Source organism: Acrocarpospora pleiomorpha (assembly GCF_009687885.1).
Lineage (GTDB): Bacteria > Actinomycetota > Actinomycetes > Streptosporangiales > Streptosporangiaceae > Acrocarpospora > Acrocarpospora pleiomorpha.
The window spans coordinates 18,833-33,231 of the sequence record NZ_BLAF01000033.1 but is presented as its reverse complement, the minus strand read 5'-3'; the positions used below and the strand labels follow the sequence as shown (position 1 = coordinate 33,231).

Genomic DNA, 14,399 nt, shown 5'->3' with positions numbered 1-14,399 from the left:
CCGGGCCGAATTACCGTCAATGGAGCAGATGAGACGTATACCCCTTAAGGGAAATAAACCCCTAAGGGGTATTTCATATAATCCCTGCGAAGATACGTAAGGGAAGTTTCAGTCGGGGGACGGGCGAATGTTTATCGTTGTGGAAGGGCCCAATGGGGTAGGGAAGTCCACCACCGTCGGTTGCCTGGCCGCGCGAATGCGGGAACGCGGTTTTCTTGTGCACGTCACGACGGAACCGACGGATACGCCATTGGGACGACTCGCGAGGGACGGCGAGGAAACCTGGCCCGGCAGGGCGCTGGCGCTGGCGGTGGCCGCCGACCGCACGCTTCATGTCGAGGAGGAGATCCGTCCGGCGCTGGCCGCGGGGCAGGTGGTGATCAGCGACCGCTACGTGCAGTCGTCCCTGGCGCTGCAACAGCTGGATCAGCTACCCCTTGAGGAGATCTGGCGATACAACGCGCACGTGCCTCCGCCGTCCCTGTCCTGCTACCTGCACCATCGGCCCGACGTGCTGGAACAGCGACTGCGTGCGCGCGCAAGCCTGTCACGGCTGGAGCGCATCGGCTCGCCCGAGCGGGAACTCGCCCTGTACGACGAGGTCTACCGTTTCCTGGAGCGACGCGGCTGGCGGCAGACCCGAATCGACTGCCGGGATCGCGACGCGGACACGGTCGCGGCGCTGCTCCTTCAGGAAGTCCAGCGGTAACGGTGTTCGGGGCGTCCCGCGGTGCCGTAGCGGGGGCGGAGTTCGGCGCGCCCGGTGGCGCAGAGGTACTCCAGGTAGCGGCGGGCGCTGACGCGGGACAGCCCGGTGAGCGTGGCGGCCTCGGCGGCGGACAGGTCGGTTCCGGTGCGCCGGAGGGCCTCGGCGACCAGCGCGCAGGTCGTCTGGGACAGGCCCTTGGGCAGATGCACGGCAGACGCGCCGAAGAGGCGGTCCACGTCCTCCTGGCGGGCCTCGCCGCCGATCCCGGTGAGGTGGCGCCGGGTCTCGGCGTAACGCATCAGACGGTCGGAGAGGGCTCCAGCGGTGAACGGCTTGATCAGGTAGTTCACCGCACCGCCGCGCAGGGCCGCGCGGACGGTGCCGACGTCACGGGCGGCGGTGATGACGAGCACGTCGACGGGCTGAGCCAGGCCGCGGATCGCCCGCAGCACATCAAGACCGGACATGTCCGGCAGGTAGATGTCGAGCAGGACCAGATCGGGCCCGTCCTCGGAGACGGCGGTGAGCGCGGCACGGCCGGTATGAGCACTACGGACAACGGTGAAACCAGGCGTTCTGGCGACATATCCGGCGTGGATGCGGGCCACCATGAAGTCGTCGTCCACGACAAGGACCTTCATCGGCGTGCCTCGCCGGCCGGGAGGAGCGCCGTGAAGACGGCGCCGTCGGCGTTGTGCAGGCGCACCCAGCCGCCCCGGCGCAGGCAGGTCTGCCGGGTCAGCGCGAGCCCGAGCCCTCGCGCCCCGGAATGCGCGATCTTGGTGGTGAAGCCTTCGCGGAAGACCTCCTCGGCCAGGTCGGGGGTGATGCCCGGGCCCGAGTCGCGGACCCGCACGTGCAGCCCGGCGTCGTCGGTGCGGACGAGCACCTCGACCACGCCGCCGGTGCCCTCCAGCGCGTCGATCGCGTTGGCGACCAGATTGCCCACCACGAGCACGGCGTCCCGGGGATCCTCCAGATCGTCCACCCGGGACTCCTCGGCCACCACCAGCGACGCCCCACGCTCGGCCGCCTCGGCCGACTTGGCCAGCAGCAGGGCCGCCAGCGTGGGGTCGGCGACACGTTCCCGGATGCCCTGGGCGAACTGGCTGTAGGCCTCGGTGGTCTGGGTGATGTAGCGCACGGCGGTCTCGTGCTCGCCCAGTTCGAGCAGCCCGACGACGGTGTGCATACGATTGGCGAACTCGTGCGCCTGGGCGCGGAGCGCGTCCGTCGTGGTGCTCGCGTCGTCCAGCTCCCTGGACAGCCGGACCAGCTCGGTGCGGTCGCGGAAGGTCACCACCCAGCCCCGGTGCTGGCCGCGCACCGAGACCGGGGTGCGGTTGAGGACGAGGACCCGGCCCTGGTGCAGCACGATGCGGTCCTCACCGGGGTCGTCGCCGCCGAGCACATCGCGGACCCGGTCGGAGAGCGGCATCTCGGCCAGATCCTGCCCGACGGCGTCGGCGGACAGGTCCAGCAGCTCCCTGGCGGCGTCGTTGGCCAGCGTCACCCTGCCGGTCAGGTCGAGCGCGAGCACGCCCTCCTTGACCCCGTGCAGCACCCCTTCCCGCTGCTCCAGCAGGGCGGCGATCTCCGTGGGCTCCAGGCCGAAGGTCTGGCGGCGCACCCGCTGCGCGATCAGGGCCGCCGCCAGCGAGCCCGCGACCAGCACGGCCAGCACGGTCCAGATCAGCGGCGGCAGGGCGGACCCGAGCTGGTCGGCGACGGTCTGCTCCAGCACGCCGACCGAGGTCAGGCCGATCACCTGCCCGGCCTCGTCGAAGATCGGCGCCTTGCCCCGGACCGAGCGGCCCAGGGTGCCGGTCTGGAAGCCGGTCCACGTCTGGCCGGTCTCCAGCACCTCGGACCCGTCCGTGGACAGCCGCTGGCCGATCAGCGCGGTGTTGGGGTGCGCGTAGCGGATCTGGTCCCGGTTGGCGATCACCACGTAGTCGGCGCCGGTGGCCCGCTGCACGCCCGCCGCGATCGGCTGGAGCAGCACCTCGGGCTTGGGGAACTTGAACGCCTCGCGCACCTCCGGCAGCCCGGCCACGGACTGGGCGATGGCCAGCGCCCGCTGGCGGTACTGGTCGTCCAGCTGGCGGCGGGTGTGCTGGGCCCAGACGGTGGCGGTGCCGCCCACGGCGAGCAGGACGATGACCATCTGCAGCACGAACAGCTGGGTGCCCAGGGAGGGGTTGCTCACGCGTCGCACGGTCCCTCACCTGCTCTTCCGGCCTGCTCGACATCTGGCCGAAATATACGGGAGCCCGGATAACAGCGCGGTTGCGGCGGCTTTGACCAATACCACCAATACGACGGTAAGCACGCCAAGCATCGACAGCGGCGACCGGCGCGCCCACGATCCTCACCACATTGCAACTCACGGTGTTGGAGTGATCATGAAGATATCCAGGCTCGCCCTACTGGCGGCGGTGGTCGCGTCGCTGACGGCCTGCGGGGCCGGAACGGATTCGACCGGCGGGGCGAGCGCCCTGCGCATCATGGCTCCGGCCGCGCCCGGCGGCGGCTGGGACCAGACCTCGCGTACGGCCGAGCAGGCGATCAAGTCCGTCGACCCCGCGAGGAAGGTGGAGGTCTTCAACGTGCCGGGGGCGGGCGGCACCATCGGCCTGGCCCAGCTCGCGGAGGAGAAGGGCGACGCCGGGATGCTGATGACCATGGGCCTGGTCATGGTCGGCGCGGTCGAGCAGAACAAGTCCGCGGTCACCCTCGCCCAGGTGACGCCGATCGCCCGGCTCACCGAGGAGTACGAGATCGTGGTGGTTCCGGCGGAATCGCCGTTCCAGAGCCTGGGCGACCTGGTCACGGCGTGGAAGGCCGACCCGGCGAAGGTCTCGGTGGCCGGCGGGTCCGCGGGCGGCACCGACCACATCCTGGCCGGGCTGATGGCCAAGGCGGCGGGCATCGACCCCAAGCAGGTGAACTACATCGCCCACTCCGGCGGCGGCGAGGCGCTCAACGCGCTGCTCGGCAACAAGGTCTCGATCGGCGTCTCCGGCATCGGCGAGTTCGCCGAGCACGTCAAGTCGGGCAAGCTGCGCTCGCTCGGGATCAGCGCCCCGGCCCGGATTCCCACGCTCGACTCGCCGACCCTCAAGGAGGGCGGCCTGGACGTCGAGCTGGCCAACTGGCGCGGCTTCGTCGCGGCGCCCGGGCTGGACGAGGCGGGCGTCAAGTCCCTCACCGATCTGGTCACCAAGATGCACGACGGGCAGGCGTGGAAGGACGCGGTCGCCAAGAACGGGTGGATCGACTCGTTCCAGACCGGCCAGCCGTTCGCGGACTTCCTCACCGCGGAGCAGGCCCGGGTGAAGGGCATCATCGCGGAAATGGGACTCGTGTCCTGATGTCCGTACCAGATGAGCGGAACGACGTCACCTCGCGTGGCGTCGTTCCTTCCTGGCGAAGGCCCGAACTGGCCCTCGCCCTGATCGTGCTCGGGCTCGGCGTCTTCGTGATCGCCGGGACCGCGAACGTGGCGGCGGCGGCCTCCACGCTCGGCCTCGGTCCCCGGTTCTTCCCGCTGCTGGTGGGCGCCGCGATGATCGTCATCGGCGTCTGCTACGTCGTCGACGTGGTCCGCGGCGGGCACGGCGACCCGGAGGAGAGCGAGGACGTGGACGCCCGGGCCCCCGCCGACTGGCGCGGTGTCGGCCTGGTCAGCGTGATCTTCCTGATCTTCGCCGCGCTGCTGGACCTGCTCGGCTGGGTGATCGCGGGGGCGCTGCTCTTCTTCGGCCTGGCCCTGGCGCTCGGCGCGCGGGACCGCCTCAGAGCCGCCGTGGTGGCGATCATCCTGGCCGTCGCCACCTACCTGGCGTTCGTCAAGGGGCTCGGGGTCACCCTGCCCGGCGGCCTGCTGTCCGGGGTGATCTGAGTGGACTCCCTGAACCTGCTGCTCGACGGTTTCGCCACCGCCCTCACCCCGGTCAACCTGCTGTACGCCCTCATGGGCGTCACCCTCGGCACCCTCGTCGGCGTGCTGCCCGGCATCGGCCCGGCCATGACCGTGGCCCTGCTCCTGCCGATCACCTTCAACGTGCCCCCGGCCAGCGCGTTCATCATGTTCGCCGGGATCTACTACGGCGGCATGTACGGCGGCTCCACCACCTCCATCCTGCTCAACACCCCCGGCGAGAGCTCCTCGATGATCACCGCGCTGGAGGGCAACAAGATGGCCAGGCGCGGCCGGGCCGCCCAGGCGCTCGCCACCGCCGCGATCGGCTCCTTCGTGGCCGGGACGATCGCGACCGCGCTGCTGGTGGTCGCGGCGCCGCTGGTGGTGGACTTCGCGATCTCCTTCGGCCCCGAGGACTACTTCGCGCTGGCGATCCTCGCCTTCACCGCCGTCTCGTCGGTGCTGTCACGCTCGGTCGTGCGCGGCCTGGCCTCGCTCAGCCTGGGCCTGGCCATCGGCCTGGTCGGCATCGACCAGCAGACCGGCCAGGCCAGGCTCACGCTGGGCATCCCGCAACTCCTCGACGGCATCGACGTGGTGATCGTCGCGGTCGGCCTGTTCGCCCTCGGCGAAGCGCTCTACGTCGCCTCCCGGCTCCGGCACGCGCCCCCCGAGGTGATGCCTGTGGGCCGGGCCTGGATGGGCCGCGCCGACTGGGCCAGATCCTGGCGCCCCTGGCTGCGCGGCACCGCCCTCGGCTTCCCGTTCGGCGCGCTGCCCGGCGGCGGCGCCGAGATCCCCACCTTCCTGTCGTACGCGGTGGAGAAGCGGATAGCCAAAGGCCCCGCCAAGGAGGAGTACGGCAAGGGCGCGATCGAGGGCGTCGCCGGCCCGGAAGCGGCCAACAACGCCTCCGCCGCCGGCACCCTGGTCCCGCTGCTCACCCTGGGCCTGCCCACCTCCGCGACCGCCGCCATCATGCTCGCCGCCTTCCAGCAGTACGGCCTGCAGCCAGGCCCGCAACTGTTCGACCACAACCCCGCCCTGGTGTGGGGCATGGTGGCCTCGCTGTTCATCGGCAACACCATGCTGCTGGTGCTCAACCTGCCGCTGGCCCCGATCTGGGCCCGGGTGCTGCGCGTTCCGCGGCCGTACCTGTATGCCGGGATCGTGCTCTTCGCCGCGCTGGGCGTCTACGCGCTGAACAACTCGTGGGTGGACCTGATCGTGCTCTACCTGCTCGGCCTGCTCGGCTTCGCGATGCGCAGGTTCGGCCTCCCGGTTGCCCCCGCCGTGATCGGCCTGATCCTGGGCCCGATGGCCGAGATCCAGCTCCGCCGTGCGCTCGCCATCGGCGCGGGCGACGTCACCACCCTGGTCGGCAGCCCGATCGCCGTCGTCCTGCTGGTGCTCGCCGCGCTGGCCCTGCTCACCCCGCTCCTCAGAAAGGCGTTCAAAGCCTGATTCTCTTTCGAATTGGTACGCATACGTCATCGGCCTACTAGAAGATCCCTCTATGGCGAAATTAGGGTTTCCGTTCACTCTTGGGGTGGCTTCGGGGGAACCGTCTGCTGATGGGGTGATCTTGTGGACGCGGCTGGCGGTTGAGCCGCTGCATGGGAGTAAGCCTGGCGGCATGCCGAATCAGGTGTTCTCCGTTAAATGGGAGCTGGCGGAAGACGAGGAATTCACCCGCGTCATCCAGTCGGGAACCGCGCCGGCGCAGCCCGACTGGGCGCACAGCGTGCACGTGCGCGTCAGCGGGCTGCGGGCGTGGACCGAGTATTTCTATCGGTTCAGCGTGGATGGGCAGACAAGTCCCGTAGGGCGTACGAAAACGGCTCCGGGACCGGATTCCACCGAGCCGATAAAGGTCGCGGTGGTTTCGTGCCAGCGGTATGAGCACGGGTTCTTCACCGTGCTCAAACACGTGGCGGCAGAGCGGCCGGACGTGGTCTTCCACCTGGGGGACTACGTCTACGAATACGGGAAACCCGCCAATCCGCAGCCGGGGCGGTACATCAGGCCGCTGGAGGCGACGGAGGAGTGCCGGACGCTGGCCGCCTACCGCCGCAGGTACGCGCGCTACCAGCTGGACAAGGACCTCCAGGCGGCGCACGCGGCCGCGCCGTGGATCACGATGCCGGACGACCACGAGGTGCGGGACAACTACGCGGGGCTGCTGCCGGGGGACGGGTCCAGCCAGTCCGCGTTCCTGAAACGGCGCAACGCCGCCTACAAGGCGTATTACGAGCACCTGCCGCTGCGGGTCCGGCCGGTGGGCAACAATCTTCAGTTCTACCGCTGGCGGCCGTACGGCAAGGTGGCGGACTTCATGTTCGTGGACGCGCGGCAGTACCGGAAGGGCAAGGACATGCTGGGGGCCGAGCAGCAGGAGTGGCTGACCGCCCGGCTGCGCGCGTCGACGGCGCGCTGGAAGGTGATCGCCCAGGCGCTGTTCTTCGCGCCGCGGAAGTTCCCGCTGGAACCGCCGAGCACGGACGCCTGGGACGGCTTCCCGGACTCGCGCGCGAAGGTCCTCGCCGCCGCGACCGGAGACCTGGTCGTGCTGAGCGGGGACGTGCACAACGCGTGGGCGGGGGAGTTCGGCGGCGGGGTGGAGCTCGGTGGCGGGGTGGAGTTCGTCACGAGTTCGGTCACCAGCCGCCCGCCGGCCACCGACGGGACCGCGATGCTCGCGCTCAACCCGCACCTCAAGTTCTTCGACGGCCGGCGCGGCTACCTGGTGGTCACGGCCGGCATGTCCGACTTCACGGTGGACTACCGGGCCGTCGCGTTCGTGGACCAGCCCGGCGCACCGGTGGTCACAGCAGCGGGCTTCCGTGTCGTCGACAACAAACTGCAACGAACCGATCTGTGAAATAGGAGGTCAGCCCCCTAGCGAATAGGAAACTTTCCTATTAGATTTCGGGCATGTCCAAGTGCGGTGCCGCATGACGCGAAGCACGGAGCTGTTGCGTCTGGCAGACACGGTCCTGTTCCCCGGCTTCCTGGGAACCACGCCCCCTGACTGGCTGCGGCGTCGCCTCGGCGACGGCCTCGCCGGGGCGGTCCTCTTCTCCCGCAACGTGGACACGCCCAGCCAGCTGGCCGAGCTGACCGCCGCGCTGCGCGCGGAGAACCCGGACGTCGTCGTCGGCATCGACGAGGAGGCCGGGGAGGTGACCCGCCTCGAAGCCAGGACCGGCAGCTCCCGGCCCGGCAACTACGCGCTGGGCGTCGTGGACGACGAGGCGCTGACCGAGGCGGTCGCGCGGGACGTCGGCTGGGATCTGGCGGCGGCGGGGGTCACGATCGACTTCGCGCCCGCCGCGGACGTCAACTCCAACGCCGACAATCCGGTGATCGGGCTGCGCTCCTTCGGCGCGGATCCCGAGCTGGTGGCGCGGCACACCGCCGCGTGGGTGCGCGGGCTGCAGTCGGCCGGAGTGGCGGCCTGCGCCAAACACTTCCCGGGGCACGGGGACACCGCGGTGGACTCGCACTACAGCGTGCCGGTGGTGGGCGCGAGCCGCGAGGACCTGGACGCGGTCGAGCTGCGCCCGTTCCGCGCCGCGATCGCGGAGGGCGTGCGCTCGATCATGACCGGGCACCTGCTCGTCTCCGCGTACGACCGGGAGTCGCCCGCCACCTTGAGCCCGCACATCCTGACCGAGCTGCTGCGCCGGGAGCTGGGCTTCGAGGGGATGATCATCACGGACGGCATCGAGATGGCGGCGGTCTCCGGGCCGTTCGGCATCGGCGGGGCGAGCGCGCGGGCCGTCGCGGCCGGGGCCGACGCGATCTGCGTGGGCGGCGAGCACGCCGACGAGGCCATCGTGGAGCTGATCAGGGACGCGATCGTGGACGCGGTCTTCGAGGGATGGCTGCCGGAGGAGCGGCTGGCCGACGCGGCGGCGCGGGTGCTGGCGCTGGCCGCCTGGCGTCCCGCCCGGGTCGCGCCGCTGACGCGCGAGCCGGTGGGACTCGCCGCCGCGCGCCGGGCCATCCGGGTGAGCAGGGACGACGGCTCCGTGCTGCCGATCGTGGTGGCGCCGCACGTGGTGGAGCTCTCGCCGGAGATGAACCTGGCGATCGACAAGGGCATGCCGTGGGGGGTGGGGGAGCCGCTGGGCAAGCTGCTGCCCGGGACCACCGTGACGCGCCTGCACGAGCCGGAGCTGGCCGACGGCCTGCCCGCCGACGTGCTCACCCAGGCCGTGGACCGGCCGCTGGTGATCGTGGTGCGGGACGCCCACCGGCACGCCTGGCAGATGGACGCGCTGGCGCACCTGCTGGCCCGGCGTCCCGACGGGATCGTGGTGGAGATGGGGCTGCCGGGACGCACCGACCTGGGCGCGGTGCACGTCGCCACCCATGGGGCCGCCCGGGTGTGCGGTCAGGCGGCGGCGGAGACGCTGACCGGTCAGGTGGCGGCGTTCTCCTGACCGGGTCCGGCGCGACTCCAAGATTTTGATTACGTAGAGCTATCATTCGGCCACGCTCAGCTATATGCTCGCTATTGCTTTGACCGGCCAGATCAACCGGGAGTCAAAGAGCGTGGATGGCTGGGCCCGTCGTCCTCGCTCGTGCTCACGGCTCTGGCGTACCCCAAGGAGCGAGATGTTCAAGAAGATCGCCGTGACCGGCGCCATCCTCACCGCCGCCTGCGGCGCGAGCTTGATCGCCACCCCGGCGCACGCCGACACCTGGACCTCCAACTGGAGCTCCAACCGGGACTCCGCGCAGTCGGGCAACAACTTCGGCTGGGTGGCCGCCCGGAACGCCGGCTCCACTGGCTCCACCAACGTCAACAACATCAACGGCATCGCCGCGACCGCTTCGGGCGGCAGCGTCACGGTCACCTACATCTTCTACTAGGTCCCCGACGCGATACGCATGGCCGAACCACTCCCGCAGCACTGACGAAGGAGACGACATGTTCAAGAAGATCGCCGTGACCACCGCCGTTGTCGCCGCCGCCTGTGGCGCCGCCATGGTGGCGACCCCTGCCCAGGCCGACACCTGGACCAGGAACAGCAGCCGGAATGTCGACTCGGCCCAGTCGGGCAACAACTTCAGCAATATCGCCGCGACCAACATCGGCCGCAGCGGCTCGACCAACGTGAACAACATCAACGGCATCGCGGCCACCGCGACCCGCGGGGGCGGCGTCGGCCTCTCCTACCGGTTCCGCTAACCGGAGGAACGCGCGCGCCGGGACCCGGAAGGGCCCGGCGCGCGCCGCTGTTGTATTCATGGGTGTTTCAACGTCCTGAATACGACGAGGAGAACGATGAAGGTCGCGTATGTCACCTGGGACGGCTGGGACGACGAGAGGGAGGTGATGCTCGCGGCCTGGCTTGGGGCCGACATCGAGGGTGCGCCCGTGCGCTGGGACGACCCGCATGTGGACTGGTCCTCCTTCGACGCGGCCGTGGTCCGCTCCACCTGGGACTACGTGCATCGCCGGGACGAGTTCACGGCCTGGGCCCGGCGGGCGGGGGCGGCGACGCGGCTGCTCAATCCGGCCACCGTGCTCACCTGGAACACCGACAAGACCTATTTGCGCGACCTGGGCGTGCCGATCGTGCCGACGCACTGGAGCTCCATCGATCTCCCGGTCTGGGATGAGTACGTGGTCAAGCCCGCCATCTCCGCCGGGGCCCGGGACACGATCAGGACCGCTGACCGGCAGCAGGCGGAGGCGTTCGCCGTCGAACTCGAAAGTCAGGGGCGCACCATCATGGTGCAGCCCTACCTGGAGACCGTCGAGCACGAGGGCGAGCTGTCGCTGATCTACTTCGGCGGGCAGTTCAGCCACGCGGTGCGGCGCAGCGCGATGCTGGCGCACGACCTGGGCGACCGCGACGCCGGGAACGGCAAGTTCACTCTGCGTGACCCCGACGACGATCAGTTCGAGCTGGCCGAGCGAGTGCTCGGGCAGGTGGCGGAGGAACTGCTCTACGCCCGGGTCGACCTGGTCCGCATGCCGGACGGCCAGCCGGTGCTGATCGAGCTGGAGCTGACCGAGCCCTACCTCTACCTGAAGGCCGAGTTCGACGCCCCCGACATGTTCGCCAAGGCCCTGGTAGACCTGCTGGCCGCGCGCTGAATCAAGGGTGCTGGCTGGACACCGACACCACCTCGCCCGTCATGTACGTCGCGTACTCGCTGGCCAGGAAGACGATCACGTTGGCCACCTCCCAGGGCTCGGCCGGGCGGCCGAACGCCTCCCGGGCGGTCAGCTCGGCGAGCAGGTCGCCCGTGGTGACCGGGTGCCCGGCCGAGGAGGGGGCGACCGCGTTCACCCGGATGCCGTGCGGCGCGGCCTCCAGCGCCACGCACCGGGTCAGCGCCATCACCCCGGCCTTCGCGGCGGCGTAGTGGGACTGGCCGCGCTGGGCCCGCCAGCCGAGCACCGAGGCGTTGTTGACGATCACGCCGGAGCGGCGCGGGATCATGTGCCGCAGGGCGGCCCGGGTGCAGCGCATGGTGCCGTTCAGGGTCACGTCCAGCACCGCGGACCACTGCTCGTCGGCCATCTCGGCGAGTTCGGCGGCGCCGCCGAGCCCGGCGTTGTTGACCACGATGTCGATCCGGCCGTACGCCTCCAGGGAGGCGTCGAACAGGGCGAGCACCTGGGACTCGGAGGTGACGTCGCAGGAGACGGCGAGCGGTTTGACCCCGGTGATGGCGGTCAGCGAGTCGGCCGCCTCGGAGAGCCGCTCCGCATGCCGGTCGGAGATGACGACCGTGGCGCCCTCCTCGGCGCAGCGTTTGGCCGTGGCGTACCCGATTCCGGCGCCGGCGGCGGCCGTGACCAGGGCGACCTTTCCGTTGAGCAGACCGTGCGCAGGTGGGTACGACGGTGTCATCTGGGCAGCCCCAAGCTCGGCGATGATCGGGTGGGTGCTGAACAGGTACAAGCGTTGCAGATCCGACAGGTCGCCGTCCTGGGGTGGCGGTTATCGGAAATACGCTCGCGGGCCGGGGGAGTTGGAACTAAGGTGAGGCCCATGATCAAGCGTGCCGCCATGACGACGACGCCGGAGGTTGTCCCGGCGCGCTGACTCCTGATGTGCCAAGCCCGGGGCGACGCCCCGGGCTTTCGTGTTTCCCGGTCGCTCGCCCCATGATTCCCGCGAGGAGACCGTTGTGCACGACCACCGCAAGCTCGGCCGCGAGCTCGATCTGTTCGACACCGATCCGCTGATCGGGTCGGGGTTGCCGTATTGGTTGCCGGATGGCGCGGCTGTACGGCTGGCGCTGGAGGAGTACATCCGCGACGTCGAACGCAAGGCCGGATACCGGCACGTGTACTCCCCAGTCCTGGGCAAACGCGAGTTGTACGAAATTTCAGGACACTGGGCGCACTATCACGAGGACATGTTCCCGCCTATGGATCTTGGCGCGGAGCAGGTGGTGCTGCGGCCGAGTCTGTGTCCGCATCACGCGTTGATGTTCCGCTCCCGAGGTCACAGTTACCGCGAGTTGCCGCTGCGGATGGCCGAGATCGGCGGTATGTACCGCGCCGAGCTGTCCGGCGTGCTCGGCGGGCTCACCCGGGTGCGCGCGATCCAGCTCAACGACGCCCACATCTTCTGCACCCCCGACCAGGCCCTGGACGAGGCCAGGGCCGCCCTGGACTTGATCGCCGCCGCCTATGACGCGCTGGGAATCCAGCCGGTTCGCTACCGCCTGTCCCTTCCGGGGGCCGGGGGCAAGTACGTCGCGGATCCCGAACTCTGGGATAGGGCAAGCGCGCTCCTGGTGGAGGTGCTGAAGGAAGCCGGAGTGCCGTACGAGGCGGAGGAGGGCGAGGCCGCCTTCTACGGACCCAAGATCGACGTTCAGATCGTCGATCACGCCGGGCGCGAGTCCACCCTTTCCACTGTGCAGATCGATTTCTACCAACCGGCACGCTTCGACCTGGAGTACACCGGTCAGGACGGCGCGCACCACCGCCCGGTCATGGTCCACCGCAGCATCATCGGCAGCATCGAACGGGCGGTCGCGCACCTCATCGAGGTCCACGGCGGCGCCTTCCCCGCCTGGCTGGCTCCCCGCCAGCTGATCGTCCTGCCGATCTCCGAAGACGAGATCCCAGTGGCGGAAGCAGTCGTCAGCCGCTGCCTCGAACTCGGCCTACGTGCCGATATTTCCGCACAAGGATCGCTGTCCGCGCGGATCCGCGCCGCCCACCTGACCCCGTACCAGGCCATCATCGGCGCTCGCGAAGCCGTCGCCGACACCGTCTCACTCCGCCTCCGCGACTCCCGCACCATCCCCCCGCTTCCCGTCGGCGAAGCACTCGGCAGGGTCGCCGCGCTCGTCAACGCCCACTGCCTCGATCTGTGGGATCTGGAAACCGGGTCTATCCTTTCGTAGCGAATCAGCGGCAACGGGCGGAGGCGGAACGGTGGAGATCGAGCGGGCGCGGCGGGACTACGAGGAGCTTAGGGGAAAGGGCCTCAAGCTGGACCTCACCCGGGGGAAGCCCTCGTCGGCGCAGCTGGATCTGTCGGCGGAGCTGCTGCGGCTGCCGGGAGAGACGCACACGGCGGCGGACGGGAGCGACACCCGCAACTACGGCGGGCTGCAGGGGCTCGCGGAGCTGCGCGCCCTGTTCAGCGGGGTGCTGCAGGTCCCGGCCGGGCAGCTGATCGTCGGCGGGAACTCCAGCCTGGCGCTGATGCACGACTCGATCGTGTACTGTCTGCTCGGCGTCCCGGTCGGCGGCGAGCGCCGGTGGGCGGACGAGGAGCGCGTCGCGTTCCTCTGCCCGGTGCCCGGATATGACCGGCATTTCGCCCTCTGCGAGCGGTTCGGGATCGAGCTCATCCCGGTTCCCATGACCCCGGAAGGCCCGGACATGGACGAGGTCGAGCGGCTGGTCGCCGCCGACGCCGGGATCAAGGGGATCTGGTGCGTGCCCAAGTACAGCAACCCGGACGGGGTCAGCTACAGCGCCCAGACCGTGGCCCGGCTGGCCGCGATGCCGACCGCCGCCCCGGATTTCCGGATCTTCTGGGACAACGCGTACGCAGTGCACCACCTCACCGACCATCCGGCGGAGATCGCCGACGTGCTCGCGCTGGCCGCAGAGGCGGGCAACCCCGACCGGGTCTTCGTCTACGGATCCACCTCGAAGGTGACGCTGGCCGGGAGCGGGGTGTCCCTCTTCGGCTCCTCGCCCGCCAACGTGGCCTGGTTCCTCGGCTTCCTGGGCAAGGGCACGATCGGCGCCGACAAGGTCAACCAGCTGCGGCACGTGATGTTCCTGCGGGACGAGGACGGGCTGCGCGCGCACATGCTCAAGCACGCCGAGCTGATCCGGCCGAAGTTCGAGGCCGTGGACCGCATCCTGAGCAAGGAGCTCGGCGGCACGGGGCTGGCCACTTGGTCGAGCCCGGCGGGCGGCTACTTCATCAGCCTCGAGGTGCCGGACGGGTGCGCCAAGGAGGTCGTGCGCAAGGCGGCGGAGGCCGGGATCGCGCTTACTCCCGCCGGGGCCACACATCCGTACGGGAACGACCCCGCCGACCGGACGATCCGGATCGCCCCGACCTATCCGGACCTGGACGAGCTGGAGGTGGCCATCAGCGGTCTGGCCACCTGCGTGCGCCTGGTCGGCGCGGAGAAGCTCGGCTGATCCGAGCAAGACACGGCTCCCTTCCCAGGCCCGGGAGGGGAGCCGTTTTTCTTTCTAACGGACACGTGTCCTGGCGGGCGTGGGGGACCCGCCAGGACACGTACCGCCCC

General features: G+C 69.9%; 14 protein-coding genes. 11 read left to right on the top strand and 3 right to left on the bottom strand.

The window, feature by feature from the left end; translation table 11 throughout:
• The first annotated feature begins 127 nt into the window (after positions 1-127).
• The gene (gene tmk / locus Aple_RS27595; protein WP_155347631.1) at positions 128-709 is read left to right on the top strand and encodes a dTMP kinase; all 582 of its coding nucleotides are present in this window, start codon (positions 128-130) and stop codon (positions 707-709) included.
• Here the strand turns inward: tmk and Aple_RS27590 are convergent.
• The gene (locus tag Aple_RS27590; RefSeq protein WP_155347630.1) at positions 691-1,350 is read right to left on the bottom strand and encodes a response regulator; all 660 of its coding nucleotides are present in this window, start codon (positions 1,348-1,350) and stop codon (positions 691-693) included. The two genes, tmk and Aple_RS27590, sit on opposite strands and share 19 nt — an antisense overlap.
• Positions 1,347-2,918: an ATP-binding protein gene (locus tag Aple_RS27585; protein WP_246264812.1), complete on the bottom strand. Its 1,572-nt coding sequence runs from the start codon at positions 2,916-2,918 to the stop codon at positions 1,347-1,349. Before Aple_RS27585 ends, Aple_RS27590 begins: the two co-directional genes overlap by 4 nt.
• Positions 2,919-3,114: 196 nt before the next feature.
• Here Aple_RS27585 and Aple_RS27580 point away from each other — a divergent pair, with 196 nt between their 5' ends.
• The 8 genes from Aple_RS27580 to Aple_RS27545 all read left to right on the top strand — a co-directional run bounded on the left by Aple_RS27580 (position 3,115) and on the right by Aple_RS27545 (position 10,749).
• Complete coding sequence (locus tag Aple_RS27580) at positions 3,115-4,083, top strand: Bug family tripartite tricarboxylate transporter substrate binding protein (protein ID WP_155347629.1); 969 nt, start codon at positions 3,115-3,117, stop codon at positions 4,081-4,083.
• Positions 4,083-4,613, top strand: a complete 531-nt coding sequence (locus tag Aple_RS27575; RefSeq protein WP_155347628.1) for a tripartite tricarboxylate transporter TctB family protein — start codon at positions 4,083-4,085, stop codon at positions 4,611-4,613. The genes Aple_RS27580 and Aple_RS27575 overlap by 1 nt, the downstream gene beginning before the upstream one ends.
• Positions 4,614-6,098, top strand: a complete 1,485-nt coding sequence (locus Aple_RS27570) for a tripartite tricarboxylate transporter permease (protein ID WP_155347627.1) — start codon at positions 4,614-4,616, stop codon at positions 6,096-6,098.
• Positions 6,099-6,150: 52 nt separating this feature from the next.
• Positions 6,151-7,515, top strand: coding sequence for an alkaline phosphatase D family protein (locus tag Aple_RS27565; RefSeq protein ID WP_155347626.1), 1,365 nt, complete (start codon positions 6,151-6,153; stop codon positions 7,513-7,515).
• 73 nt (positions 7,516-7,588) lie between these two features.
• Positions 7,589-9,082 carry a glycoside hydrolase family 3 protein gene (locus Aple_RS27560; protein ID WP_155347625.1) on the top strand — a complete coding sequence of 498 codons (1,494 nt, stop codon included), beginning with the start codon at positions 7,589-7,591 and terminating at the stop codon, positions 9,080-9,082.
• Positions 9,083-9,257: 175 nt separating this feature from the next.
• A complete protein-coding gene (locus tag Aple_RS27555) occupies positions 9,258-9,515 on the top strand; it encodes a hypothetical protein (RefSeq protein ID WP_155347624.1) in 258 nt (85 codons plus the stop codon).
• 58 nt (positions 9,516-9,573) lie between these two features.
• On the top strand, positions 9,574-9,834 hold the full coding sequence (locus Aple_RS27550) for a hypothetical protein (RefSeq protein WP_155347623.1): 261 nt from the start codon (positions 9,574-9,576) through the stop codon (positions 9,832-9,834).
• 96 nt (positions 9,835-9,930) lie between these two features.
• On the top strand, positions 9,931-10,749 hold the full coding sequence (locus Aple_RS27545) for an ATP-grasp domain-containing protein (RefSeq protein WP_155347622.1): 819 nt from the start codon (positions 9,931-9,933) through the stop codon (positions 10,747-10,749).
• A gap of 1 nt (position 10,750) precedes the next feature.
• Here Aple_RS27545 and Aple_RS27540 read toward each other — a convergent pair whose 3' ends face one another.
• On the bottom strand, positions 10,751-11,512 hold the full coding sequence (locus Aple_RS27540) for an SDR family oxidoreductase (RefSeq protein ID WP_155347693.1): 762 nt from the start codon (positions 11,510-11,512) through the stop codon (positions 10,751-10,753).
• A gap of 235 nt (positions 11,513-11,747) precedes the next feature.
• On the opposite strand from Aple_RS27540, the gene thrS reads away from it, so the two are divergent.
• Complete coding sequence (gene thrS, locus Aple_RS27535) at positions 11,748-13,025, top strand: threonine--tRNA ligase (RefSeq protein ID WP_155347621.1); 1,278 nt, start codon at positions 11,748-11,750, stop codon at positions 13,023-13,025.
• A 31-nt stretch (positions 13,026-13,056) separates the two neighbouring features.
• A complete protein-coding gene (locus Aple_RS27530) occupies positions 13,057-14,289 on the top strand; it encodes an aspartate aminotransferase type Ic (RefSeq protein WP_155347620.1) in 1,233 nt (410 codons plus the stop codon).
• Positions 14,290-14,399 lie beyond the last annotated feature (110 nt).

Excerpts from the sequence above, each read along its gene's own strand:
- Aple_RS27560 (WP_155347625.1), top strand. The coding sequence starts at position 7,589 with ATGACGCGAAGCACGGAGCTGTTGCGTCTGGCAGACACGGTCCTGTTC.
- Aple_RS27540 (WP_155347693.1), bottom strand. The coding sequence starts at position 11,512 with ATGACACCGTCGTACCCACCTGCGCACGGTCTGCTCAACGGAAAGGTC.
- Aple_RS27545 (WP_155347622.1), top strand. The coding sequence starts at position 9,931 with ATGAAGGTCGCGTATGTCACCTGGGACGGCTGGGACGACGAGAGGGAG.
- Aple_RS27580 (WP_155347629.1), top strand. The coding sequence starts at position 3,115 with ATGAAGATATCCAGGCTCGCCCTACTGGCGGCGGTGGTCGCGTCGCTG.
- Aple_RS27550 (WP_155347623.1), top strand. The coding sequence starts at position 9,574 with ATGTTCAAGAAGATCGCCGTGACCACCGCCGTTGTCGCCGCCGCCTGT.
- Aple_RS27555 (WP_155347624.1), top strand. The coding sequence starts at position 9,258 with ATGTTCAAGAAGATCGCCGTGACCGGCGCCATCCTCACCGCCGCCTGC.
- Aple_RS27575 (WP_155347628.1), top strand. The coding sequence starts at position 4,083 with ATGTCCGTACCAGATGAGCGGAACGACGTCACCTCGCGTGGCGTCGTT.
- Aple_RS27590 (WP_155347630.1), bottom strand. The coding sequence starts at position 1,350 with ATGAAGGTCCTTGTCGTGGACGACGACTTCATGGTGGCCCGCATCCAC.
- Aple_RS27565 (WP_155347626.1), top strand. The coding sequence starts at position 6,151 with ATGGCGAAATTAGGGTTTCCGTTCACTCTTGGGGTGGCTTCGGGGGAA.
- tmk (WP_155347631.1), top strand. The coding sequence starts at position 128 with ATGTTTATCGTTGTGGAAGGGCCCAATGGGGTAGGGAAGTCCACCACC.